Annotated in this window: 20 protein-coding genes; 10 read left to right on the top strand and 10 right to left on the bottom strand. The window is 70.2% G+C overall.

Annotation, left to right across the window (positions count from 1 at the left end; genetic code table 11):
• Positions 1-134: 134 nt before the first annotated feature.
• The 5 genes from GGD89_RS17785 to ubiA form a co-directional block, all read right to left on the bottom strand.
• Positions 135-629: a DUF302 domain-containing protein gene (locus GGD89_RS17785; RefSeq protein WP_221238546.1), complete on the bottom strand. Its 495-nt coding sequence runs from the start codon at positions 627-629 to the stop codon at positions 135-137.
• Positions 630-925: 296 nt separating this feature from the next.
• The gene (gene fba, locus GGD89_RS17780; RefSeq protein ID WP_184048233.1) at positions 926-1,993 is read right to left on the bottom strand and encodes a class II fructose-bisphosphate aldolase; all 1,068 of its coding nucleotides are present in this window, start codon (positions 1,991-1,993) and stop codon (positions 926-928) included.
• Positions 1,994-2,315: 322 nt separating this feature from the next.
• Positions 2,316-2,930 (bottom strand): DUF2269 family protein, encoded by a 615-nt coding sequence (locus GGD89_RS17775; RefSeq protein WP_184048230.1) that lies wholly within the window; start codon positions 2,928-2,930, stop codon positions 2,316-2,318.
• Between the two features lie 7 nt (positions 2,931-2,937).
• Positions 2,938-3,429 (bottom strand): DUF2269 family protein, encoded by a 492-nt coding sequence (locus tag GGD89_RS17770; RefSeq protein WP_184048228.1) that lies wholly within the window; start codon positions 3,427-3,429, stop codon positions 2,938-2,940.
• Positions 3,430-3,774: 345 nt separating this feature from the next.
• On the bottom strand, positions 3,775-4,707 hold the full coding sequence (gene ubiA, locus GGD89_RS17765; RefSeq protein ID WP_184048225.1) for a 4-hydroxybenzoate octaprenyltransferase: 933 nt from the start codon (positions 4,705-4,707) through the stop codon (positions 3,775-3,777).
• 131 nt (positions 4,708-4,838) lie between these two features.
• Here ubiA and GGD89_RS17760 point away from each other — a divergent pair, with 131 nt between their 5' ends.
• Both GGD89_RS17760 and GGD89_RS17755 read left to right on the top strand, forming a co-directional pair.
• Complete coding sequence (locus GGD89_RS17760; RefSeq protein ID WP_184048222.1) at positions 4,839-5,606, top strand: 16S rRNA (uracil(1498)-N(3))-methyltransferase; 768 nt, start codon at positions 4,839-4,841, stop codon at positions 5,604-5,606.
• A gap of 89 nt (positions 5,607-5,695) precedes the next feature.
• The gene (locus GGD89_RS17755; protein WP_184048219.1) at positions 5,696-7,072 is read left to right on the top strand and encodes a glutamate--cysteine ligase; all 1,377 of its coding nucleotides are present in this window, start codon (positions 5,696-5,698) and stop codon (positions 7,070-7,072) included.
• 36 nt (positions 7,073-7,108) lie between these two features.
• Here GGD89_RS17755 and GGD89_RS17750 read toward each other — a convergent pair whose 3' ends face one another.
• Positions 7,109-7,600, bottom strand: coding sequence for a hypothetical protein (locus GGD89_RS17750; RefSeq protein WP_184048215.1), 492 nt, complete (start codon positions 7,598-7,600; stop codon positions 7,109-7,111).
• Between the two features lie 186 nt (positions 7,601-7,786).
• Between GGD89_RS17750 and GGD89_RS17745 the strand changes: the two genes are divergently transcribed.
• From GGD89_RS17745 to groL, 7 genes are all read left to right on the top strand, one after another.
• Positions 7,787-8,422 (top strand): FecR family protein, encoded by a 636-nt coding sequence (locus GGD89_RS17745; RefSeq protein WP_184048212.1) that lies wholly within the window; start codon positions 7,787-7,789, stop codon positions 8,420-8,422.
• Between the two features lie 459 nt (positions 8,423-8,881).
• Entirely contained in the window at positions 8,882-9,853 is a 972-nt protein-coding gene (locus tag GGD89_RS17740; protein WP_425503056.1) for a UDP-2,3-diacylglucosamine diphosphatase, read from the top strand.
• A gap of 249 nt (positions 9,854-10,102) precedes the next feature.
• A complete protein-coding gene (locus GGD89_RS17735; RefSeq protein ID WP_184048236.1) occupies positions 10,103-11,164 on the top strand; it encodes a glycosyltransferase family 4 protein in 1,062 nt (353 codons plus the stop codon).
• Between the two features lie 103 nt (positions 11,165-11,267).
• A complete protein-coding gene (locus GGD89_RS17730) occupies positions 11,268-12,590 on the top strand; it encodes a 3-deoxy-D-manno-octulosonic acid transferase (RefSeq protein ID WP_184048206.1) in 1,323 nt (440 codons plus the stop codon).
• Complete coding sequence (gene lpxK, locus GGD89_RS17725; RefSeq protein WP_184048203.1) at positions 12,577-13,557, top strand: tetraacyldisaccharide 4'-kinase; 981 nt, start codon at positions 12,577-12,579, stop codon at positions 13,555-13,557. Before GGD89_RS17730 ends, lpxK begins: the two co-directional genes overlap by 14 nt.
• A gap of 232 nt (positions 13,558-13,789) precedes the next feature.
• Positions 13,790-14,077, top strand: a complete 288-nt coding sequence (groES, locus tag GGD89_RS17720; protein WP_184048200.1) for a co-chaperone GroES — start codon at positions 13,790-13,792, stop codon at positions 14,075-14,077.
• 70 nt (positions 14,078-14,147) lie between these two features.
• A complete protein-coding gene (groL, locus tag GGD89_RS17715; RefSeq protein ID WP_184048197.1) occupies positions 14,148-15,809 on the top strand; it encodes a chaperonin GroEL in 1,662 nt (553 codons plus the stop codon).
• 241 nt (positions 15,810-16,050) lie between these two features.
• On the opposite strand, the gene GGD89_RS17710 is transcribed toward groL, so the two are convergent.
• Genes GGD89_RS17710 through GGD89_RS17695 form a run of 4 tightly spaced genes read right to left on the bottom strand, consistent with a single transcriptional unit; the run spans position 16,051 to position 20,687 of the window.
• Entirely contained in the window at positions 16,051-16,755 is a 705-nt protein-coding gene (locus tag GGD89_RS17710; protein WP_184048194.1) for an ABC transporter ATP-binding protein, read from the bottom strand.
• On the bottom strand, positions 16,752-17,516 hold the full coding sequence (locus GGD89_RS17705) for an ABC transporter ATP-binding protein (RefSeq protein ID WP_184048191.1): 765 nt from the start codon (positions 17,514-17,516) through the stop codon (positions 16,752-16,754). The genes GGD89_RS17710 and GGD89_RS17705 overlap by 4 nt, the downstream gene beginning before the upstream one ends.
• Positions 17,513-19,399 (bottom strand): ABC transporter permease, encoded by a 1,887-nt coding sequence (locus tag GGD89_RS17700; RefSeq protein ID WP_184048188.1) that lies wholly within the window; start codon positions 19,397-19,399, stop codon positions 17,513-17,515. Before GGD89_RS17700 ends, GGD89_RS17705 begins: the two co-directional genes overlap by 4 nt.
• Before the next feature lie 46 nt (positions 19,400-19,445).
• Positions 19,446-20,687: an ABC transporter substrate-binding protein gene (locus GGD89_RS17695; protein WP_184048185.1), complete on the bottom strand. Its 1,242-nt coding sequence runs from the start codon at positions 20,685-20,687 to the stop codon at positions 19,446-19,448.
• Between the two features lie 245 nt (positions 20,688-20,932).
• On the opposite strand from GGD89_RS17695, the gene GGD89_RS17690 reads away from it, so the two are divergent.
• Positions 20,933-22,510, top strand: a complete 1,578-nt coding sequence (locus tag GGD89_RS17690; protein WP_184048181.1) for a DNA recombination protein RmuC — start codon at positions 20,933-20,935, stop codon at positions 22,508-22,510.
• Positions 22,511-22,595 lie beyond the last annotated feature (85 nt).

Raw genomic sequence — 22,595 nt, 5'->3', positions numbered from 1 at the left:
CGCCGCGATTTGCTCTTCAAGCCACCTCACCCAGAGGGTGAATCACATCCCGTGTCCCGTGTCCAAGCCTTTCAGCTCAAAATGAGAACTGCTGCAACATCGGAGGCAGTTTGGCCCGCCGGAGCCTCCATTGCCTATTTCTTGACAGCGAACAGGATGAACCCGTCCAGGGCCTTGCGCATGCCGACAAACGGCTTCAGGTCGGCCGGCAGGTTGTGGCGCTCCGCCAGATAGGCCGGATCGTTGTACGCCAGCCAGACCTGGCCCTGGTCATCCTCGTAGGCCACGGTCTTGATGGGCAGGTCGATCCCGATGGCCGGATTGCGCCGCATCAGGGGCGAGCCGATCTTGGGACTGCCGAAGATGAGCAGGTGGGTGGCCGGCATCTCCAGGTCCATGGCGGCGGCATTGGCCGCGTGGTCGATGTCGGCGAAGATGGTGATGCCCTTGTCCTCCAGGGCCGTGCGCAGGCGCCCGATGGTCTTTTCCACCGAATGCGGGCTGGCCACGCGCACCAGGCCATCGCCGGTGTCGTGCGCATGGGCGGACGTGGCGGTCAGCGGCATGGCGGCGCCGAACGCCAGGGCACCAAGCAGCAGCAGCGCCGGAACTGTCAAACGAACGGGCATGACGATCTCTCCTTGTCCGATGGAAGGGGGAGTTTGGTGGACGGGGATGGCGGCGACGGCCCCAGCGGGCGCGCCCGCCGGGCGTCGCGGCGGCGCCCCGGTCCGGGGCCAGACGGCGGCCGGCGTCAACCGCGTCCACGACCCGCAGTATCGGACGCCGCCCGGCAAGGTTACAAGCGTTCCGGCGCGGGGGTCCGGGGAGGGGCGGACGAGCCGGCGTCCTGGAACGCCGAACGGCGGGCGCGCCCGAAGGCACGCCCGCCGCATCGTCGCTTATCCTGGCGTGACGCCCGGCGTCAGCCGGCCACCTTCGGATCCAGTTCGCCCGACGCATAGCGCTTGGCCATGTCGGCCAGCGGAATGGTCTTGATCTTGGACGCCTTGCCGGCGGTCCCGAAGGACTCGTAGCGGTCCTCGCACACCTGCTGCATGGCCTCCATGGACGGCTTCAGGTACTTGCGCGGGTCGAACTCGGCCTTCTTCTCGTTCAGGACCTTGCGGATCGCGCCGGTGATGGCCATCCGGCAATCGGTATCGATGTTGATCTTACGCACACCGTTCTTGATGCCCTCGACGATCTCGGCCACCGGCACGCCGTAGGTCTGCGGCATCTCGCCGCCGTGCGCGTTGATGATGTCCTGCAGGTCCTGCGGCACCGTCGACGAGCCGTGCATCACCAGGTGGGTGTTGGGCAGGCGCTTGTTGATCTCCTTGATGACGTTCATCGCCAGGATGTCGCCGGTCGGCTCGCGGGTGAACTTGTAGGCGCCGTGGCTGGTGCCGATGGCCACCGCCAGCGCGTCCACCTTGGTGCGGGCCACGAAGTCGGCGGCCTGGTCGGGATCGGTCAGCAGCATGGAGTGGTCCAGCTCGCCCTCGAAGCCGTGACCATCTTCCTTGTCGCCCTTGCCGGTCTCCAGGGAGCCCAGGCAGCCCAGTTCGCCCTCGACGGACACGCCGACCATGTGCGCGGCCTCGGCGACCCTGCCGGTGGTGGCGAGGTTGTAGTCATAGGACGCGGGGGTCTTGGCGTCCTCCTCCAGCGAGCCGTCCATCATCACCGACGAGAAGCCGTTGGCGATGGCCGACAGGCAGGTCGACATGGAGTTGCCGTGGTCCTGGTGCATGACGACGGGAATGGAGGGGAACATCTCGGACACGGCCATGATCATGTGCTTGATCATGATGTCGCCGGCATAGGAGCGGGCACCACGGCTGGCCTGCAGGATGACCGGCGAATCGGTCTTCTTGGCGGCCTGCATGATGGACAGCACCTGCTCCATGTTGTTCACGTTGAAGGCGGGCACGCCGTAGCCATACTCGGCGGCGTGATCGAGGACCTGGCGCAAGGAGGTCAAGGCCATGGGTTCGGACTCCTGTTCCTGGGGGATGACCCGTGTCGGGCTCGGCGTCTGGTGGCGTGACCGGGGCTGAGGCACGGGTCCCTCGAGACGGGACGTCGGGGACCGGCATGATCCCTGGACATCGTCCCCGGGGACAACGATCCACCCCGCGCGCGTCCGACCAACGTCAGGCGCGCACCCGCCCGCCGCCGTCACCGCCGACGGTCTTGATGTGGGTACATAGCAACGAACGCGCATCGGGGTCCAGTGCGGATGCTAGACGATCGCGCGAAGCCGGCCCGGCGGACCGCGCCTCGCGCCCCGATGCGCGGCCCCCCCATGCTCACGGCACCGACTGCTGGCCCTCTCCGCCGCCGCTGTGCGTCCCCAGGTCCCGGCGTGCCCATCGCGGCACGAACGCCGTCAGGACACCGGCCACCACCACCGCCACGCCGATCGCCCAGGCCAGGTCCGCCCAGGTTTCCGGACGGACGACGCCGCAGTAGACGATCACCGCGAACAGCGGAAGGTCGAGGAAGTGGACGATCAGGCCGATCATGGTCCGGGCCTCGGCCCGGGCGACCTCGGTCAGGCGGCCGTGCTCCAGCAGCTTGTTCGACTCACGCAAGGTTCGCCGGAACTGAATCCGGGTGAGGATGTTGCCTTCCACGAACTCGAACACGAACAATCCCCACATGCCGACGACCCAGGGCTGTTCGAAGAACCCAAGCTCCAGTTCCAGGATCAGCAACAGCCCCGACGCCCCGGCGATCAGCGCACCCGGCAGCACCAGGGCGTCATAGCAAAGGGCCGTGAAGCGGGCCGATTCCACGAAGATCAGAAGATCCACGGCGCGATAGGCTCTCAGCTCCGACAGGAACACCGCGCATAAGCCGCCCCCCAGCAGGATGAACCCCAGCACATGGGAGAACACAAGAACCGTGTAGTACTGATCCATGGCGAGACTATCCTTCCGCTTTCCCGAAGCGCGGCTTGACGACCGCGACGAACACCGTGGTCAGCGCCATCAGGACGTTGAGGGGACCGAACGTCATTTCCGCGTCCTGCAACCCCTGCACCAGGGCCAGGATCCGGTCCATCGGCAGCCCCTCGGCGATCGCCTGGGACACCACGGTAACGAAGTCCTGTCCGATCGGATACAGAACCAGGGCCACGTTGAGCGTGATCAACAGGGCGATCACCAAATGCACGCCCAGCCAGCGAACCCGGGGGATCGACGGCCGGCGCACCGCGACCATGACCGCGCCCGTGATCAGCAGCAGCACCAGCCCCGGGACGGTGACGTAGTCGGCCGAGACACCGATGACCTCACGCACCACCAGGAGGGTCTCCGGATCCTCGGTGAGGCCCGGGACCCTCGATGTGGACACATGATCGAGAACGCTGCCGAAGAACATGATGGCACCAAGGACGTGAAACGCCTTGACGTACTGCATGCTGCCCTCCGCTCCCAGGGCGTTCCCATGGGGAACGCGCTGTCATCCCACCCTTTTTCTCTCTGTTGAGTCTTGTGCCGAACCGTATCGCGGCCGTGGGCACGGCCCCCGTCGGTCAGGGGCGTTCAGTCGCGGGCGCGTCCAAGACCGGCGCGCGCGCCGCCCTCGGCCAGGCCGGCACCACACACCCGCATCACCGCCGGAGTCCGTTCTCTTGATGGTTCCGCGTCACGAACACGCGCTTACAGTGCACACTGTGGCTAGAAACATAGCATGCTGTCAATTTATTTATGACCGCGATAGGCGCGACGAGGCCAGGGGATCGCCCGAGAGGTGCGCTCGACGTTAACCCGGACTCGCGGTGCCCGCGATGATGGCCGCGAACAGCAGCCAGCCGGTCATGCGGTTGGACTTGAACTTGGCCAGGCAGTCGGCGCCGTCATCGATGTCCACCGTCAGCACCTGCCAGAACAGGTGCCCGGCCGGCAAGGCGAGCATCGGGAAAAACACCCAATGCACCTCCGCCAGCAGCCCCGCCAGCGCGGTCAGGCCCATGAACGCCGTCACGAACAGCAGCAGCGCCGGGCGGGTCCGCCGCCCCAGGGCCAGCGCCGAAGACTTCACGCCGACGATCAGGTCGTCTTCCTTGTCCTGGTGGGCGTAGATGGTGTCGTAATGCAGGGTCCAGAACAGGCCGCCCGCATACAACGCGAGTGGTGCCCAGTCCAGGTCGCCCCGCACCGCCGCCCAGCCCACCAGGGCGCCATAGGTGAAGGTGAGACCCAGCCAGGCCTGCGGCCAGTAGGTCACGCGCTTCATGAAGGGGTAGGCAAACACCAGCGGCAAAGACAGCAGGCCCACGACGATGGCGAACCCGTTCAGGGACAGCAGCACCGCCAGGCCCACCAGGCCCTGAAGCACCAGGAAAACCTTGGCCTGGGTGACGCTGACCGCACCGGAGGGAATGGGGCGTTGCGCGGTGCGGGCCACCCGCGCGTCGAACTCGCGATCGACGATGTCGTTGTAGGTGCAACCGGCGCCCCGCATGGCCACGGCGCCGATCAGGAACAGTACCAGCAGAAGCGGGTTCGGCCACCCGGCGGTGGTGGCGTCGGCGGCCAGGGCCGTGCTCCACCACGTGGGCCACAGCAGCAGCCACCAGCCGATCGGCCGGTCCAGCCGCATGAGACGGGCATAGGGCAACAGACGCTCGGGCAGCACCCGGTCCACCCAGCCTCCCACCGGCATGTCGCCGACAAGCTGAACTCCCTTGGTCATGCCACCCTCGCTCCCCGATTCAGTCGCGCACCGCTCACCCCTCTATGAGGCAGCGCCGCGGGCGCCTACCCTACGGGCGCCACTCGCCCGGCTCAAGAGAACGATGTTCGCCAGACCAAGGGATGCCGTTCATGACCACCCCCGACCCAGATCCTGCCGCCGCCGCCCGGGGACAGGGACCACGCCTGTATGTGCCCGACGCGCCCCTGGACGGTCACGCCACCGTGGACCTGCCGGCGGCGCAGTCCCATTACCTGCGATCGGTGATGCGGCGCGGCCCCGGCAACGCCGTCGTGGTCTTCAATGGGCGGGATGGCGAGTGGCGGGCCACCGTCGAACGGCTGGCCAAGGCCGGTGGACGGCTCCTGTGCCGCGACCGCCTGCGCCCGCAGGCCGCCGAGGCCGGCCCCTGGCTGCTGTTCGCGCCGCTGAAGCGCGGACCGGTCGACTTGGTGGCCGAGAAGGCCACCGAACTGGGGGTCGCGCGCCTGGAGCCCGTGCTGACGCGCTTCACCGCCAGCACCCGCGTCAACACCGACCGCCTGCGCGCCCTGGCCGTGGAAGCCGCCGAGCAGTGCCGGCGCCTGACCGTGCCCGAGGTGGCCGCCCCCGTCGCCCTGGCCCGCATCGCCGAGACGTGGCCGGCCGAACGGCGCCTTCTGGTGCTGGCGGAGCACGGCGACGCCACGCCCGCCGCGCGGGCGTTCGCCGAGGCCGCCGGGGCGCCGGCGGCGCTTCTGGTCGGGCCGGAAGGGGGCCTGGCGGACTCCGAGCTTGACGCCCTGCGGCAACTGGACTTTGTTACGATGGTGCGGTTGGGGCCAAGGATCCTGCGGGCCGAAACGGCCGCCATCGCGGGCCTGTCGCTCTGGCAGACGCTGTCCGGCGACTGGCGATGATCCGATGATCCTGCCCTCCGCCTTCTGAATCACGATCCTGGATGCCGGACCGGCGCCCGCCGCGTCCGGGTCCCCCTCGGAGTCCGCTCATGTCCGCGCCCGCCACAGCCAACACCCAGCCCATCACCGGCAAGGCCGACCTGATCGCCCCCTTCGAGGCGGGCTGCAAGCCGCCCGAGCGCTGGCGCGTGGGCACGGAGCACGAGAAGCTGGCGTTCACGTTCCGGGACCTGCGCCCCCTGCCCTACCAGGGCGCCGACGGCGCGCCGGGTATTCTCGACATGCTGGAGGGCCTGCGGGGGTTCGGCTGGCGGCCGGTGGAGGAGGATGGCGCCCTCATCGCCCTGACCTGTCCCGACGGCGGCAGCGTGACCCTGGAGCCGGGTGGCCAGTTGGAGCTGTCCGGCGCGCCCCTGGAAACCATCCACCAGACCTGCGCCGAGGTCTCGTCCCATCACCGGAACCTGAAGGCCGTGGCCAGCGAGCACGGAATCGGCCTCATCGGCCTGGGCTTCAATCCGAAATGGGCGCGCGACGACATCCCCTGGATGCCCAAGGGCCGCTATGCCGTCATGCGGCGTCACATGCCGACCGTGGGCACGCTGGGGCTGGACATGATGCTGCGCACCTGCACCGTGCAGGTGAACCTGGACTACCAGAGCGAAACCGACATGGTGCGCAAGTTCCGCGTCGCCCTGGCCCTGCAACCGCTGGCGACGGCGTTGTGGGCCAACAGCCCGTTCACCGAGGGGCGGCCCAACGGCTTCCTCAGCTACCGCAGCCATATCTGGACCGACACCGATCCGGCGCGCTGCGGCATGCTGCCCTTCGTGTTCGAGGAGGGCATGGGCTTCGAGCGCTACGTGGACTACCTGCTCGACGTGCCCATGTACTTCGTGTACCGCGACGGCCGGTACATCGACGCCGCCGGCCAGTCGTTCCGGGACTTCATGGACGGCCGGCTGCCCGCCCTGCCCGGTGAACGGCCGACCCAGGGCGACTGGTCCGACCACATCACCACCGCCTTTCCGGAGGTCCGGCTCAAGTCCTACCTGGAGATGCGCGGCACCGACGGCGGCCCCTGGAGCCGCATCTGCGCGTTGCCGGGGTTCTGGGTCGGCCTGCTGTACGACTCGGTGGCCCTGGACGAGGCGGCGCAACTGACCCGCTCCTGGACCCTGGCGGAGGTCTCGGCCCTGCGCGACCAGGTGCCGGCGCGCGCCCTGGCCACGCCGTTCCGCGACCGCACCCTGGGCGACGTGGCGCTGGAGGTGCTGGACATCGCCCGGCGCGGGCTGGCGCGACGCGCGCGGCTGAACTCCCAGGGGCGTGACGAGACCTGTTTCCTGGACGTGCTGTTCGAGATCGCCGACTCGGGCCGCTGCCCGGCCGAGGATCACCTGGAGTCCTTCCACGGCCGCTGGAACGGCGACATCGATCCGCTGTTCATGGAATACGCCTACTGATCAGGCGCGGGCCGGCCCCGGATCCCGATCACCGCCTCACGGCTGCCCGCCCTCGCCGGGCTCCGGATCGGGGGCCGCGTACACCTTGCAGTTGGAGTAGCCGTCGTTGAAGAAGTGATACGTCACGTCCGGTTTGGCTTTTCCCGTGGGGTCGAAGAGATTGTAGTCCTGCTTGGCGATGCCCGTGTACCCGCGCCCGGGGTTCTCCTTGCCGTAGTATCCGATGTAGTACCCTTCGTGCGATTTTTGGTTGAATTGGCCGCGTCGGCACAGCTTCGACAAGTCGGTGTCGGGCGCTCCCACCTGCCAGAACGGCGCGGTGCTGCGGCCGTACTGGATCGTCCTGCCTGCTTCCTTGGCCCATCCCGGATGCCCGGTCAGGCCGCCGCCAAGCCCGGCGGCCAGAAGCATCACCGCGACGGACACCCCCCGGGCCGACACACCCCAGGCCGGCACCCCACGGGCCGGCGCCGCCCACAACCGGCGGCCGATCCGGGGCCGCGCCGTCCATCCGCCGTTCGCCATCATGGTTCCCTCCGGAGAGATACCGGTCCCAAGGACCCTGCCCCGCCGACCGCCAGGACCACGGCGGGACAGTGCTCTTGCCCCACAGTAAAACGCGCCTATGCTCGCGGACAACGGGCCATCGGCGCCAAGACGGCGTCGCGCCCCGGCCCAGGAAGAGGACGGCGACCGATGACGAGTCCTGGACGCGTGCGACGCAGAACGGCCCTGGCCGCCCTGCTCCTGGCGCCGGCCATGGCGGGCCTGAGGGTCGCGGCGGCGCCCGCGCAAACACCGCTGGGGCGGGTCACGGCCGTGCGGGGACCCGCGGGCCTGATCCGCTACGGCGTCTCTCAGGGGCTCACCAGGGGCGCCGTGGTGATCGGCGGCGACCGTCTGGTCACCGGCGAGCGGACCAAGGTAAGCCTTGGCGTGAACGGAGGGGCCGTCCTGACCGTCGGACCGGCCACCGACATCACCGTGACCCGCTACCGGACGGATCGCGACGGGCATGACCTGACCCTGACCCTGGCGCGAGGCAGCCTGCGCGCCCACCTGGCCGCCGGGGCCCAGTGGCGGGCGGTGTCGATCGCCGCCCCCACGGCGACGGCGACCACCCAGGCCGGAACCCTGGTGATCGAGGCGGACCTGTTCACCGCGACGATCTACGCGCTGGACGGTCCGGCCCGGGTGTCCATCACCCCGGACGCACCGGGCGGCACCGCCGTCGCCCGGCTTGGCACGGGCATGGGCGTCGACGTGGCGCGGGGCGCGCGCGCCATCCGCCCCGTCCCCTGGACGAACCGCACGGCCGCCCCCTTGCTGACGCGCACCACGCTCCGCTGACGGCCGGAGCGCACCGTGGGAGTCGTCCCGGACGGAGCCCCGGCCCCGGGACGCGCTCAAGAGAAGACGGGGCACCATGTCTTCAGGCGGTCCTTGAAAACCCTGATTTGTCCTGTGGGTCCGGGGCGCGTGTTTTCCCGGGACCACGGTCCACAGATGAAATATTTGTGGCACGATCCAAATGTGGTGGACTCGAAACCGTCACCCACCAATAACACCGGACGTGAGGCCGGGCGCCAACGGTGGGGTCCATGGTTCCCGCCCTGGAACGGCTTGCGCTGACGCTGGCGCGTCGCCACGTTTGAGCGCGGCCTCGACCGCAGCGGCTCCGGTCGCCGCGGCTCCGGTGGGATCGAGGCCAGCCTCCGGTCGGGACACGCGGGCGCGACGCGCGGATGGGGCCCTTGGCCACGACACATTGAAGCGGAGCGGGGGGCCCGGCGGCGGGTAAATGGAACGATGAAGCCACGGGATAACGGCCAGGCAATGGATTCAGTCTGCGTGACAAAGCATTATCGGACGATTTTCTTATCCGATGTTCATCTCGGCACACGCGGCTGCAAGGCGGAGATGCTTCTCGACTTCCTGAAGTTGAACGAATCGGACACGCTTTACCTGGTTGGAGACATCGTCGACGGCTGGCGCCTCAAAAAACACTGGCATTGGCCGCAGGCCCACAACGACGTCATCCAGAAGCTGTTGCGCAAGGCGCGCAAGGGCACCCGCGTCATCTTCATTCCCGGCAATCACGACGAGTTCGCCCGCGCCTACTGCGACGCCAACTTCGGCGACGTGGAACTGCGCCGGGAAGCGATCCACGATGGCGCCGACGGCCGCCGCTACCTGGTGATTCACGGCGACGAGTTCGACGGCGTCGTCATGTACGCGCGCTGGCTGGCCGTGCTCGGGGACTGGGCCTACATGGTCGTGCTGGAGATGAACCACTGGTTCAACGTCGCCCGCCGCCGCCTTGGCCTCCCCTACTGGTCGGTATCCCAGTACCTGAAGCACAAGGTCAAGAACGCCGTCCAGTACATCGCCAAGTTCGAGGAGAGCATGGCCGACCTGGCGCACAAGCGCGGCGTGGGCGGCATCATCTGCGGCCACATCCATCATGCCGAAATCCGCGCCGTCGGCGACATCCTGTACTGCAACGACGGGGACTGGGTGGAAAGTTGCACGGCCATGGTGGAGCATCCCGATGGCCGCATGGAAATCATCGACTGGTCCCAGGTTCGGGACGCGTCCCTGTTCGACGCCTACCGGGGTCGCGCGCGCAAGCCCCGCGACCTAGCCCCGGCCGAGGTGGTCGCCCCGGCCCTGGCGGCGACCGGAACGGACGGACCCGTCGCGCCACCGCCACGCACCGGCGCGCACGGGGAGATCGCACCGGTCCACGCCGCGCGCAAACCCAGCGCCGTTGACGGGTGACCAGACCGGACACCCCGCCACCGGCTCATCGCCACGAACCCGGCTTCGACGCCGCCGATGCGTCGCCGCCCAACCTTTCGGACCGACGCCCTCTGGTTCTCCGCCGAGGACACCATCATGACCCAGCCCGCCGCCCCGCCCCCGCGCCAGACCACCGCCGACGCGCCCGCCGCATCCGCATCTGGATCGCGCGTCGAGACCTGCACGCCCTGGGATCATCGCGCCCCGCCGGGCCAGGCCGATCGCGTCATGGCCGATCGCATCATGATCGTCACCGACGCCTGGTATCCGCAGGTCAACGGGGTCGTGCGCACGCTGGACACCTTGCGGGCGACCCTGGAGCGACGCGGGCACCGGGTGCACATGGTCACCCCGGACCAGTTCGACACCGTGCCCTGCCCCACCTACCCGCAAATCCGCCTGGCGCTGGCCCAACGCGCCCGTCTGTCGCGCATGATTGACGACCTGCGCCCGCGCGTGCTGCACATCGCCACCGAGGGCCCCCTGGGCTGGGCGGCGCGCGCGGCCTGCCTGGACCGCGATATTCCCTTCACCACGGCGTTCCACACCCGCTTTCCCGAGTACGTGCATGCGCGCTTCTGGGTCCCGCTGGACTGGAGCTACGCGCTGCTGCGCCACTTCCATAGCCGCTCCCGGGCCATCATGGTGGCCACGCCGTCGATCGAGGACGAACTGACGCGCTGGGGGTTCGCCAACATCCGGCGCTGGGGCCGGGGCGTGGACACCGCGCTGTTCCGCCCGCGCGACAAAAGCGCCCTGGACACCACGATCACCGGCCCCCGGCCCTGGTTCGTCTATGTGGGCCGCGTGGCCATCGAGAAGAACATCGAGGGCTTCCTGGATCTGGACCTGCCCGGCACCAAGATCGTGGTCGGCGCCGGTCCTCAACTGGAGGAGTTGCGGTCCCGCTATCCGGACGTGGTGTTCACCGGCGAGAAGCGCGGCGAGGAACTGGCCCAGCACTACGCCGTGGGTGACGCGTTCGTGTTCCCCAGCCTGACCGATACCTTCGGCCTCGTGCTGCTGGAGGCGCTGTCCTGCGGAGTGCCGGTGGCCGCCTTCCCGGTGGCCGGCCCGCGCGATGTCATCGGCGCGGCCCCGGTGGGACGCCTGGACCACGACTTGAGGGCCGCCGCCCTGGCGGCCCTGGACACTCCGGCGGAGACCTGCCGCGCCTTCGCGTTGCGCCACTCCTGGGACACCAGCGTGGACCAGTTCCTCGCCAACGTCAGCCCTTTCGATCCCGACATCTTGTTGGGACGCGCGGATCACGCCGCCGTCGCGTCCTGACCGCAATGCTTGACCTCACCCCTGGGCACGCTTAAGCCTCGGTCGCTGGCCCCAGTCTTCGGCCCCAGTCTTCGGCCCCAGTCTTCACTGCCGTGGCGGATGGATGGACCTCTTGACCGTGTATCGGCGTCTCACCGACCTGTCGGCGCCGCTCATCCAGGCGTTGCTGCGCCACCGCATGACTCGCGGCAAGGAGGACCCCGCCCGCATCGGCGAGCGCATGGGGCGGGCTGGCGTGCCGCGTCCCGACGGTCCGCTGGTCTGGGTGCACGGCGCCAGCGTCGGCGAGGCCCTCTCCCTGCTGCCCCTGATCGACCGCCTGCTGCATGACCGCCCGGGCCTGTCCGTGCTGTGCACCACCGGCACCGTGACCTCGGCCCGGCTGATGCACGACCGGTTGCCGGCGGGCGCGGTCCACCAGTTCGTGCCCGTGGACCGGGCGCCCTGGGTGCGCCGGTTCCTGGATCACTGGCGGCCCGATCTGCTGCTCCTGGCCGAAAGCGAGGTGTGGCCCAACCTGATCGTCGAGACCCACGCGCGCGGCGTGCCCATGGTGCTGCTGAACGGGCGCGTCTCGGACCGCTCCTTCGAAGCGTGGCGGCGCTATGCCGGCGGGCTGATGCGCGACCTGCTCGGCCGGTTCCGCCTGGCCCTGGCGCAAAGCGACGCCGACGCCGCGCGGCTGGCCGCCCTGGGCGCCAACCCGGCCCATTGCGTGGGCAACCTGAAGTTCGCCGCCGAACCGGCGCCCGCCGACGCGGTCGCGTTGGACCGCCTGCGCGCCGCCATCGGGGATCGTCCCTGCTGGCTGGCCCTCAGCACCCATCCGGGCGACGACGCCCTGGCGGCGCGGGTCCACCGGCGCCTGGCGACACGGGTGCCGGGGCTGCTCACGCTGGTGATGCCGCGCCATGCCCCGCGCGGGGACCAAGCGCGCGCCGAGATGGAGGCCGAGGGGATCGCCGTGGCCCAGCGATCGCGCGGCGCCGCGCCGGACGACACCTGCGCCGTCTACCTGGCCGACACCATGGGCGAGGTGGGCCTGTTCAGCCGCCTGGCGCCGGTGGTGCTGATGGGCAAGAGCCTGCTTGGCGAGGGCGGCGGCCAGAACCCCCTGGAGCCCGCGCGCCTGGGCGCCGCCGTGCTGTTCGGCCCGCGCATGGACAACTTCCGCGATATCGGCCGGCGCATGCTGGCGGCCGGCGCCGCCCGCATGGTGGCCGACGAGACGGACCTCACCGAAACCCTGGGGGTGCTGCTCGCCGATCTGGGCGCACGCGCCGCCATGGGCCGCGCCGGTGTCGCCTTCGCCTCGGGCGAAGCGCATGTGCTCGACCGGGTGCTGACCGAACTCGCGCCCTGGCTCGATCCCCTAGCGCCAACCGCCGTCCCGGCCCCGGAGGCCGTGGCCCATGCGCGCGCCTGACTTCTGGTCCACCGATGGGCCGCTGGCCCGCCTGCTGGAGCCCGCCGGCCTGATCTATGGCTGGGCGACGGCGCGGCGGCTGGCGCGCGGGCGTCCCGAACGCCTGCCCATCCCGGTGATCTGCGTCGGCAATCTGGTGGCCGGGGGCGCGGGCAAGACCCCGGTGGTCGAGGACCTGACCCAGCGCCTGCGCCGCCGCCACGACCTGAACGCCATGGTGCTGTCGCGCGGCCATGGCGGCCGCGCGGCCGGCCCGCTGCGGGTCACGCCCGGCGACCATGACACCGCCATCGTGGGGGACGAACCGCTGATGCTGGCCGCCGCCGGCCTGCCGGTGTGGATCGCCCGGGACCGCGCCGAGGGCGGGCGCGCCGCCGTGGTGGACGGCGCCGAGGCCCTGGTGATGGACGATGGCTTCCAGAACCCGGCCCTGGTCCAGGATCTGTCGCTGGTGGTGGTCGACGGCGCGGCCGGGTTCGGCAACGGGCGCCTGATCCCTGCGGGTCCCTTGCGTGAACCCGTGCCGACCGGCCTCGCGCGGGCCAGCGCGGTGGTGCTGATGGGCGACGACACCGCCGGTATCGCCGACCGCGTGCCCCGCGACCTGCCCCTGCTGCGGGCGCGCCTGGAGCCGGGACCGCGCGTCACCCGCCTGGCCGGTGAACGGGTGGTGGCCTTCGCCGGCATCGGCCGCCCGGACAAGGTCTTCCGGATGCTGGAGCGGGCCGGCTGCCGGCTGATCGCCCGCCACCCCTTCGCCGACCACCATCCCTATCGGCCCACCGACATCCAGCCGATCCTGGACGAGGCCTTCGCCCTCGGCGCGGTGCCGGTCACCACCGCCAAGGACGCCGCGCGCCTGACCCCGGACCAGCGCCAACAGGTGGACATCGCCGATGTCACCGTGACCTGGGCCGATCCGGCGATGCTGGACGGGCTTGTGGTCGACGCCCTCCATCGCCGGTGACGGCGCGCCCGCCGTCCCGGGACGAGGCGGCGCGCGAAAAAACGGCGCCCCGGACCGCGCCCGCGCGGCAGTCCGGACTTGACAGTCGGACGGTCGCCGCCTATCTCGTTGGCACTCGCCGGGGAGGAGTGCTAACAGCCTCCGGAAAACACCCGGGACTCAAAACATTGGCCGCCTCCGCATCGAGGCGGCCTCGTCATGAACGACGAACGTCGATCGACGGAGGAAGACCATGAAGTTTCGTCCCTTGCACGACCGTGTGGTGGTCAAGCGTCTCGAGTCCGAGGAAAAGTCCTCTGGCGGCATCATCATCCCCGACACCGCCAAGGAAAAGCCCATGCAGGGCGAGGTGATCGCCGTCGGCCCCGGCGCGCGCGGCGATGACGGCAAGGTGACCGCCCTGGACGTCAAGGCGGGCGACACCGTTCTGTTCGGAAAGTGGTCCGGCACCGAAGTCAAGATCGACGGCGAGGAGCTGCTGATCATGAAGGAGTCCGACATCATGGGTGTGCTGGAGTAGGGTCACCGGCCCCTCGCCCCCAGAGACCTCCGAACCGATCCCATATGCTCCGCACAGAGGGTACAAAGATATGACAGCCAAGGACGTTCGCTTTTCGACCGACGCCCGCAATCGCCTGCTGAAGGGCGTCGACACGCTGGCCGACGCCGTCAAGGTGACCCTGGGTCCCAAGGGCCGCAACGTCATCATCGACAAGTCGTTCGGCGCGCCGCGCATCACCAAGGACGGCGTGACCGTCGCCAAGGAAATCGAACTGGCCGACAAGTTCGAGAACATGGGCGCGCAGATGGTCAAGGAGGTCGCCTCCAAGACCGCCGATCTGGCCGGTGACGGCACCACCACGGCGACCGTGCTGGCCCAGTCCATCGTGCGCGAGGGCGCCAAGTCCGTCGCCGCCGGCATGAACCCCATGGATCTGAAGCGTGGAATCGATCTGGCCGTGGCCGCCGTGGTCGAGGACGTGCAGAAGCGCTCCACCAAGCTGAAGAACACCCAGGAAGTGGCGCAGGTCGGCACCATCTCCGCCAACGGCGAAGAGGCGATCGGCAAGATCATCGCCGAGGCCATGGAGAAGGTCGGCAACGAGGGTGTCATCACCGTCGAGGAAGCCAAGGGCCTGGACACCGAGCTGGACGTGGTCGAGGGCATGCAGTTCGACCGTGGCTACCTGTCCCCCTACTTCGTGACCAACACCGAGAAGATGCTGGTCGACCTGGACAATCCCTACATCCTGATCAACGAGGGCAAGGTCTCCAACCTGCAGCCGCTGCTGCCGGTGCTGGAGTCGGTGGTCCAGTCCAGCAAGCCGCTGCTGATCATCGCCGAGGACGTCGAGGGCGAGGCCCTGGCCACCCTGGTGGTCAACAAGCTGCGCGGTGGCCTGAAGGTCGCGGCCGTGAAGGCGCCGGGCTTCGGTGACCGCCGCAAGGCCATGCTGCAGGACATCGCCATCCTGACCGGCGGCCAGGTGATCTCCGAGGAAGTGGGCATCAAGCTCGAGAACGTGACTCTCGACATGCTGGGCACCGCCAAGAAGGTGACCCTGACCAAGGAAGAGACCACCATCGTCGACGGTGCCGGCGACAAGACCGACATCGAGGGCCGCTGCAACGTCATCCGCGCCCAGGTCGAGGAGACCACCAGCGACTACGACCGTGAGAAGCTGCAGGAGCGGCTGGCCAAGCTGGCCGGCGGCGTGGCGGTGATCAAGGTCGGCGGCGCCACCGAGGTCGAGGTGAAGGAGAAGAAGGACCGCGTCGACGATGCCCTGCACGCCACCCGCGCGGCGGTGGAAGAAGGCATCGTGCCGGGCGGCGGCGTCGCCCTGCTGTACGCCTCGCGCGTGCTGGAGACCCTGAAGGGCGCCAACGGCGACCAGCAGGCGGGCATCGTCATCGTCAAGCGCGCGCTGCAGACGCCGGTGCGTCAGATCGCCGAGAACGCCGGTACCGACGGTGCCGTGGTCGCCGGCAAGCTGATCGAGCAGGACGACGCCAACCTGGGCTTCGATGCCCAGAACGGCACCTACTGCGACATGGTCAGCGCCGGCATCATCGACCCCACCAAGGTCGTGCGCGCGGCCCTGCAGGACGCGGCCTCCATCGCCGGCCTGCTGGTGACCACCGAGGCCATGGTCGCCGAGGTCCCCGAGAAGAAGGACGGCGGCGCCGGTGCCGGCGGCATGGGCGGCGGCATGGGTGGTATGGGCGGCATGGGCGACATGGGCTTCTAAGCCTGCTCGTCATGCAGCCGATATCCCCCGGGATGTCCTGGAAGGGGCCGCGTCCGAAAGGACGCGGCCCTTTTCGCACGCCGCGCGCCATGACGGTGGGGGAGCGGGCCGGTGCCGCCCTGGCACCGCTTTGCGGTGCCAAGATCTGGACCATCCGGGCGCCTGCAAGGCGCCCGGGGGCGGATGAGTCACACTCATCCGCCACTGGTATCTGGGTATCAAGACTCAAGGGCGTCGGGGATCACAGGGCCAGGAAGGCGCCGTGCAGGGCGGGATCCGCGTCAAGCGCCGCCACCGACCCGTCATGGACCAGACGTCCCTTCTCGATGACGATCGCCCGGTCGCAGACGTGCCGGGCCACGGTCAGGGACTGGTCCGACAGCAGCAGGCCGACACCCTCGGTCTTCATGGACCGCAACGCCTGGATCATGTGATCGACGACGCGCGGGGCCAGACCCTCGGAAGGGTCGTCGAGCAGCACCAGGGACGGATTGCCCATCAACGTCCGGGCGATGGTCAGCATCTGCTGTTCGCCGCCGGACATCTGCCCGCCACGCCGGTCGCGCAGGCCGGCGAGACTGGGAAACAGGGTGACCAGACGCTCGATGGTCCAGACGGGCACGCCGGGGCGCGGCGGCCGACGGCCGACGGCCAAGTTCTCGTTCACCGTCAGGTCGGTGAAGATGCGCCGGTCCTCGGGGACATAGCCCACCCCCAACCGGGCGATGCGATGCGACGGCAAGCCCAGGATCGGAACCCCGTTGAACCGGGCGTCGCCGCGCGTCTCCGGGATCAGGCCCATGAGCGCGCCGAGGGTGCTGGTCTTGCCGGCGCCATTGCGCCCCAGCAGCGCCACGGCCTCCCCCGCGGCGACGGAAAACGACAGGTCATGCAGGATGCGGGCGCGCCCGCGCCACGCGCTCAGGCCGCGAACCTCCAGGGTCATGGCCCAGCCTCCGAAGGCGGGCGGTCACCCAGATAGACGGCGCGCACCCGGGCATCCGCACGCACCTCGTCTGGCGTGCCCTCGGCCACCAGCCGGCCCCGATCCAGCACCAGCACCCGGTCCGCGTGACCGAACACCACGTCCATGTCGTGCTCGGTGAACAGCACCGACAGGCCGCGCTCGGCCACGATCCGCGCCGTCAGGTCCATCAGCGCCGCCCGCTCGCGCGGGGCCATGCCGGCGGTGGGCTCGTCCATCAGCAGGACGCGCGGGTCGTTGGCCAGCGCGATGGCCAGTTCCAGCCGCTTGAGGTCGCCGTAGGCCAGCAGCCCGCACCCCCGCTCCGCCTGATCGGCCATGCCCACCAGGGCCAGCAGGTCCCGGGCCGGGCCGGCGTCCAGGCGGTCGGCGCGCGGCCATGGCCAGCGCAGGCGGCGGTGATGGGACATCAGGGCCACCTGGACGTTCTCGGCCACCGTCATGGATCCGAAGGTCGCGGTGACCTGGAAGGTGCGGCCGACCCCCAGGCGCCAGATGCGGCGCGGCGGCAGGCCGGCGATGTCGCGTCCGAACAGGCGGATGGCGCCGGTGTCGGGCCGCACCTGCCCGGTCAGCATGTTGAAGCAGGTGCTCTTGCCGGCGCCGTTGGGGCCGATCAGCGCCAACATCTCGCCGATGGCCAGGGTGAACCCGACGTCGTCGACGGCACGCACGCCTCCGAAGCGCTTGCGCAGGCCATGCACCTCCAGGGCCGCGGTCATGACGCGGGCTCCCGCCCACCGGGGCCGGCGCCTCGCGACGCCGCCCGCGCGACCCGCCGCGCCAGGCCCGCCAGGCCGTCGGGCGCCGCGATCACCAGAAGCACGATCAGGCCCCCCAGGACCAGCGGCCAGTGGTCGGTCCAGCTGCTGACGACGATGGCCAGGGTCTTGTAGGCCACCGCGCCGACCACCGGCCCGACCAGGGTCGTCAGACCGCCCAAAAGCACCATCACCAGCCCGTCGATGGACACCGGGATCGCCATCGCCTCGGGAAACACGCTGCCCTTGAGGTAGGCGTACAGCGCGCCGGCCAGCCCGGCGAACCCGCCGGCCATCACGAACCCCAGCCACTGGACGCGCACACGGTCGATGCCGATGGCCTCGGCGCGGGCTACGCTGTCGCGGCAGGCGCGCAGGGCATAGCCGAACGGGCTGAAGACGATGGACCGCAGCAGGGCGATGGCCACGCCGCAGACCGCCAGGCTCACCCAGTAGAAGGCCGCCGGGTCGCTGGCCCAGCGGTCCGGCCAGATGCCCAGCAGGCCGTTGTCGCCCCCGGTGACCTCGTGCCACTGGAAGACCACCGACCAGGCGATCTGGGCGAAGGCCAGCGTCAGCATGGCCAGGAAGACGCCGGACAGGCGCACGCAGAACCAGCCGGCCACCGTCGCGCCGGCCACCGCCAGCAGCGGTCCGGCCACCAGGCCCACGGCCATGGGCGCGCCCAGGCCCAGCGCGGCCAGGGCGGCCCCGTAGGCCCCCAGGCCGAACCAGGCCGCGTGCCCGAAGCTGACCATGCCGCCCACGCCCATCATCAGGTGCAGGCTGGCGGCGAACAGGGCGAAGATGAGGATCTCGGCGGCCACCGACACCACATAGGCGTCGGCCACCAGCGGCAGCAGCGCCAGCAGCCCGGCCAGCGCCAGCCCCACGGCCCACCCCGTGGCCCCCGCCGGCCGCCAGCACCCCGCCGTCGGCGGCACGGCGGCGCGGGTCTCCCCCTCCGGACGGCCCAGCAGGCCGTGCGGGCGCAGCACCAGCACCACGGCCATCACCAGGAACAGCAGCACCAGACCGATGCGGGGAAACAACAGGATGCCGAAGGCGTTCAACTCGGCCACCAGCACCGCCGCCAGGAAGGCGCCCACGACATTGCCGAGGCCGCCGACGACGACGATCACGAACGCCTCGACGATGACCTGCATATCGAGCGCGTGGTGCACCGCCTCACGCGGGACCTGCACCGCGCCGCCCAGGGCGGCCAGGAATGCTCCCAGGGCGAACACGCCGGTGAACAGGCGGCTCTGGTCGACACCCAGGGCTCCCACCATGGCCCGGTCCTGGGTGGCGGCCCGCACCAGCACACCCCAGTGGGTCCGGTGCAGCACCCACCACAGGCCGGCCAGCACCATCGGCCCCAGGGCGATGAGCGCCAGATCGTAGGCCGGCAGCTTCTGACCCAGGATGGTGACCGCGCCCTCCAGCCCGGGCGCGCGCGGTCCCAGCAGATCCTCGGGTCCCCAGACGAGGCGCACCAGGTCCTCGATCATCAATGCCAGCCCGAAGGTGGCCAGCAGCGGGAACAGCGCCGGGGCCTGATAGATGCGCCGCAGCAGCACCACCTCCACCAGCGCCCCCAGGGCCGCCACGGCCAGCGCCGACAGCAGCACGCCGCCCCAGAAGCCCAGCGGTCCGGCGTGCGCCGCCCAGCCGAGCCCGCTGGTGAAGGTCCAGGCGCCATAGGCCCCCAGCATGAACAGGGACCCGTGGGCGAAGTTGACGATGCGCGTGACCCCGAAGATCAGCGTCAGGCCGCTGGCCACCAGGAACAGCGACGAGGCGCTGGCCAGGCCGGTGAGGGCCTGGATGACGAGGAAATCCATGACTGTGGTCCCGTCGGCGCGCCCTCGGCGGACGCGCCGGTGTCCATTACTCCGGCCGGAAGGCCCGCGCCTCATCCTCGGGGGGCAGCACCTCGGCGCCATCACGGTAGACGAAGTCCACCATCGTGCCGCGCCCGTCGCGCACCGCCGTGCGGCCGACGAAGGCGCCCATGGTGGACTGGTGATCGGCGGCGCGATAGGTGATGCGGCCGAACGGCGTGTCCACCATCACCCCCTTGGCGGCGGCGATCATGGCGTCGGTGTCGGTCGACCCGGCCTTTTCGATGATGGCGGCCACCGACTTCATGGCGGCATAGCCGACCACCGACCCCATGCGTGGATAGTCGTCGAAGCGCGCCTGGTAGGCGGCCACGAAAGCCCGGTTCTCGGGTGTGTCCACGGTGTCCCAGGGATAGCCGGTGACGATCCAGCCTTCCGGAGCCTCGGCCCCCAGCGGCGCCAGGTACTCGGGCTCGCCGGTGATCAGGCTGACCACGGCGCGCCCCTCGAACAGGCCGCGCGTGGTGCCCTCGCGCACGAACTTGGCGAGATCGGGGCCGAACGTGGCGTTGAACAGGGCATCGGGCTCGGCCTGGGCCAGCGCCTGGGCGGTGGCGCCGGCGTCGATCTTGCCTTGCGGCGGCCACTGCTCGTCCACCCACTCGACGTCCGGACGCAGCGCGGACAGAGCCTCGCGGAAGGTGGCCACCGCCGACGTGCCGTACTCGTAGTTGGGCGCGACGGAGGCCCAGCGCACGGCGTCCAGCTTGGCCGCCTCCTCCGCCAGCATGCGCGCCTGCATGCCGGTGCTGGGGCGCAGGCGGAAGGTGTAGGCGTTGCCCCTGGACCAGATGAGGGCATCGGTCAGCGGCTCGGCGGCGACGAACAGCACCTGGCGCTGGCGGGCGAAGTCCGAGACCGCCAGGCCCACGTGGGAAAAGAACGTGCCCATCAGCAGGTCCACGTCCTCGCGCATCAGCAGTTCGTTGGCGGCGGTCACCGCCTCGCCGGGTTTGCCGGCGTCGTCGCGGTCGATGACCTCCAGCGGCCGGCCCAGCACGCCGCCGGCGGCGTTGATCTCCTCCAGCGCCAGCGTCCAGCCGAGGCGATAGGGCTCGGTGAAGGCCGGCAGCCGGGTGTAGCTGTTGATCTCGCCGACGCGGATGGCATCGGCCGCCCGCGCCGGGGATGTGACCGACAGCGTGGCCAATCCCAGGACGAGGGCGCCGGCAAGGGTCCTGGCCACGCCCTGCAGCAGACGGCGGGCACCGATGTGGCTCCGTGGCATCGTCAGGTCCTTCCTGGTTGAGGGATGCGCCGAGAGACTCGCGTGCATGTCCCCATGTGCGGTGGGCGGCACTGTCGCGGATTCCGCCGCGCGCCGCAATGCTCACCATGCCGACCCAGACACCGGGCACCGCCCTCCCCGTCTGCCACATTCACCATCAAACGTGACAGATGATTCAGCATGTTGTATTGCTTTCTTCATGCATATCATGATCTAGCATGTCGCGATCGACGAGGACAGGCCGCATGCCGGCGGGCGCACTTTCCCTTCTGGACGGACCCGGATGGACCATCACCGCGACGCTTCTGGCGCCGCCGCTGGTGGTCGCGCTGGTCGCCACCCTGGTGGCCCGGGCCATGCTGCGCGCACGGTCCCTGGCCTTCGCCCGGGAACGGGCGCTGTGGCGCGCCCAGGCCGACGACCACCGCGCCCGCCTGCTGGCCGCCGCCGACGACGCCGACCAGGCGCGGGACCGGTACCATGAGGCCGCCGCCGACCTGGCCGCCGCCCGCGCCGGCCTGGCGCTGCGGGACCGGCAGGTGGAGGACCTGACGGCGGCCGTCCGCGCCGCCGACGACCGCCTGGAGGCCCTGCGCGACGATCGCGACACGGCCCGACGAGACCTTTCGGCCCTGTCCGCCACCCTGGAGCAGGAGCGCCGCGCGGCCGCCGACAGGCTCGCCCTGGCGCGCGAGACCGGGGAGACCATGACGGCCCGCTTCAAGGCCCTGGCCGACGAGGCCCTGGTGCGCCAGGGCGAGGCGTTGGGCCGTCGGCACCAGGACCACCTAGACGCCCTGCTACGGCCCTTCCGCGAACAACTGGAGGGCTTTCAGGGGCGCGTCAACGCCGTCCACGCCGACAACCAGCGGGCCACCGGCGCCCTCGACGCCCAGCTCAAGAGCCTGATGGACCTCAACCAGACCATCGGCCGCGAAGCCACCGGGCTGGCCCGCGTCCTGCGGGGCGGCGGTCGCGCCCAGGGCGCCTGGGGCGAGATGGTGCTGGACCGCATCCTGGACCAAAGCGGCCTGCGGCGCGGCCACGACTACCAGACTCAGGTCTCGGCCGAGACGCCGGACGGGCGCCGCCGGCCGGACGTGATCGTCCGCCTGCCCCGGGACCGGGCCGTGGTGATCGACAGCAAGGTCTCGCTGACCGCCTTCGACCGTCACTGTAGCGTGACCGAGGCACGGTCCGACGCCCAGGCCGCCCGCGCGGCCGCCCTCAAGGATCACCTGCGCAGCCTGCGCGCGCACATCGACGACCTGGGCCGCAAGGACTATCACAAGATCGTCGGCGACGGCCTCGACGTGGTGCTGATGTTCGTGCCCGTCGAGGGCGCGCTGGCCCTGGCCCTGGACGCGGACCCGGCGTTGATCGAGCGGGCGCTGGACCGGCGGGTGATCTTGTGCGCCCCCACCACGCTGACCCTGGCGCTGCGCACGGTCGCCCACCTGTGGCGCATGGACCGGCGCGCCCAGGGGACCGCCCGCCTGGCCCACGAGGCCGAGGCGCTGTACGAGCGCTTCGCCGCTTTCGCCGAGGACCTGATGCGGGTCGGCGAGGCCCTGGACACGGCGCGAACCGCCCATGACGCGGCGGTGAACACGCTGTCGCGCGGGCGCGGCAATGTGGTGCGCCGCCTGGAGCGCCTGCGCACCGATGGCGGCCTGGCCCCCGGCCGCGCCATCCCCGCGCCCCTTGTCGAGCGGACGGACGACGACGCGTCGGCGGACAACGACACCCCTCTCCAGGCCGCGCCCCCGGCCCCCCGTCCCAACGCGGCCTCTTGTCCCCCGGCGCGCGTTGGCCTAGAGTAATCCGAGATCAAGTTGGGCCATAGCCGGAATGCCGCATATAGTTGCTGCACTCTGTTGGCATAACTTTGTCGAGCGCTTCTTTCAG

The organism is Roseospira visakhapatnamensis (assembly GCF_014197915.1).
GTDB lineage: Bacteria > Pseudomonadota > Alphaproteobacteria > Rhodospirillales > Rhodospirillaceae > Rhodospira > Rhodospira visakhapatnamensis.
This window is presented reverse-complemented; position numbering and strand designations above follow the sequence as displayed.

What these genes read in the sequence shown, in the direction of transcription:
- groES (WP_184048200.1), top strand. Translation starts at nt 13,790, where the DNA reads ATGAAGTTTCGTCCCTTGCACGACCGTGTGGTGGTCAAGCGTCTCGAG.
- GGD89_RS17750 (WP_184048215.1), bottom strand. Translation starts at nt 7,600, where the DNA reads ATGATGGCGAACGGCGGATGGACGGCGCGGCCCCGGATCGGCCGCCGG.
- GGD89_RS17755 (WP_184048219.1), top strand. Translation starts at nt 5,696, where the DNA reads ATGTCCGCGCCCGCCACAGCCAACACCCAGCCCATCACCGGCAAGGCC.
- GGD89_RS17700 (WP_184048188.1), bottom strand. Translation starts at nt 19,399, where the DNA reads ATGGATTTCCTCGTCATCCAGGCCCTCACCGGCCTGGCCAGCGCCTCG.
- lpxK (WP_184048203.1), top strand. Translation starts at nt 12,577, where the DNA reads ATGCGCGCGCCTGACTTCTGGTCCACCGATGGGCCGCTGGCCCGCCTG.
- groL (WP_184048197.1), top strand. Translation starts at nt 14,148, where the DNA reads ATGACAGCCAAGGACGTTCGCTTTTCGACCGACGCCCGCAATCGCCTG.
- GGD89_RS17710 (WP_184048194.1), bottom strand. Translation starts at nt 16,755, where the DNA reads ATGACCCTGGAGGTTCGCGGCCTGAGCGCGTGGCGCGGGCGCGCCCGC.
- GGD89_RS17775 (WP_184048230.1), bottom strand. Translation starts at nt 2,930, where the DNA reads ATGGATCAGTACTACACGGTTCTTGTGTTCTCCCATGTGCTGGGGTTC.
- GGD89_RS17770 (WP_184048228.1), bottom strand. Translation starts at nt 3,429, where the DNA reads ATGCAGTACGTCAAGGCGTTTCACGTCCTTGGTGCCATCATGTTCTTC.
- GGD89_RS17695 (WP_184048185.1), bottom strand. Translation starts at nt 20,687, where the DNA reads ATGCCACGGAGCCACATCGGTGCCCGCCGTCTGCTGCAGGGCGTGGCC.
- GGD89_RS17730 (WP_184048206.1), top strand. Translation starts at nt 11,268, where the DNA reads ATGGACCTCTTGACCGTGTATCGGCGTCTCACCGACCTGTCGGCGCCG.
- fba (WP_184048233.1), bottom strand. Translation starts at nt 1,993, where the DNA reads ATGGCCTTGACCTCCTTGCGCCAGGTCCTCGATCACGCCGCCGAGTAT.
- GGD89_RS17690 (WP_184048181.1), top strand. Translation starts at nt 20,933, where the DNA reads ATGCCGGCGGGCGCACTTTCCCTTCTGGACGGACCCGGATGGACCATC.
- GGD89_RS17760 (WP_184048222.1), top strand. Translation starts at nt 4,839, where the DNA reads ATGACCACCCCCGACCCAGATCCTGCCGCCGCCGCCCGGGGACAGGGA.
- GGD89_RS17785 (WP_221238546.1), bottom strand. Translation starts at nt 629, where the DNA reads ATGCCCGTTCGTTTGACAGTTCCGGCGCTGCTGCTGCTTGGTGCCCTG.
- GGD89_RS17740 (WP_425503056.1), top strand. Translation starts at nt 8,882, where the DNA reads ATGAAGCCACGGGATAACGGCCAGGCAATGGATTCAGTCTGCGTGACA.
- GGD89_RS17705 (WP_184048191.1), bottom strand. Translation starts at nt 17,516, where the DNA reads ATGACCGCGGCCCTGGAGGTGCATGGCCTGCGCAAGCGCTTCGGAGGC.
- GGD89_RS17735 (WP_184048236.1), top strand. Translation starts at nt 10,103, where the DNA reads ATGGCCGATCGCATCATGATCGTCACCGACGCCTGGTATCCGCAGGTC.
- ubiA (WP_184048225.1), bottom strand. Translation starts at nt 4,707, where the DNA reads ATGACCAAGGGAGTTCAGCTTGTCGGCGACATGCCGGTGGGAGGCTGG.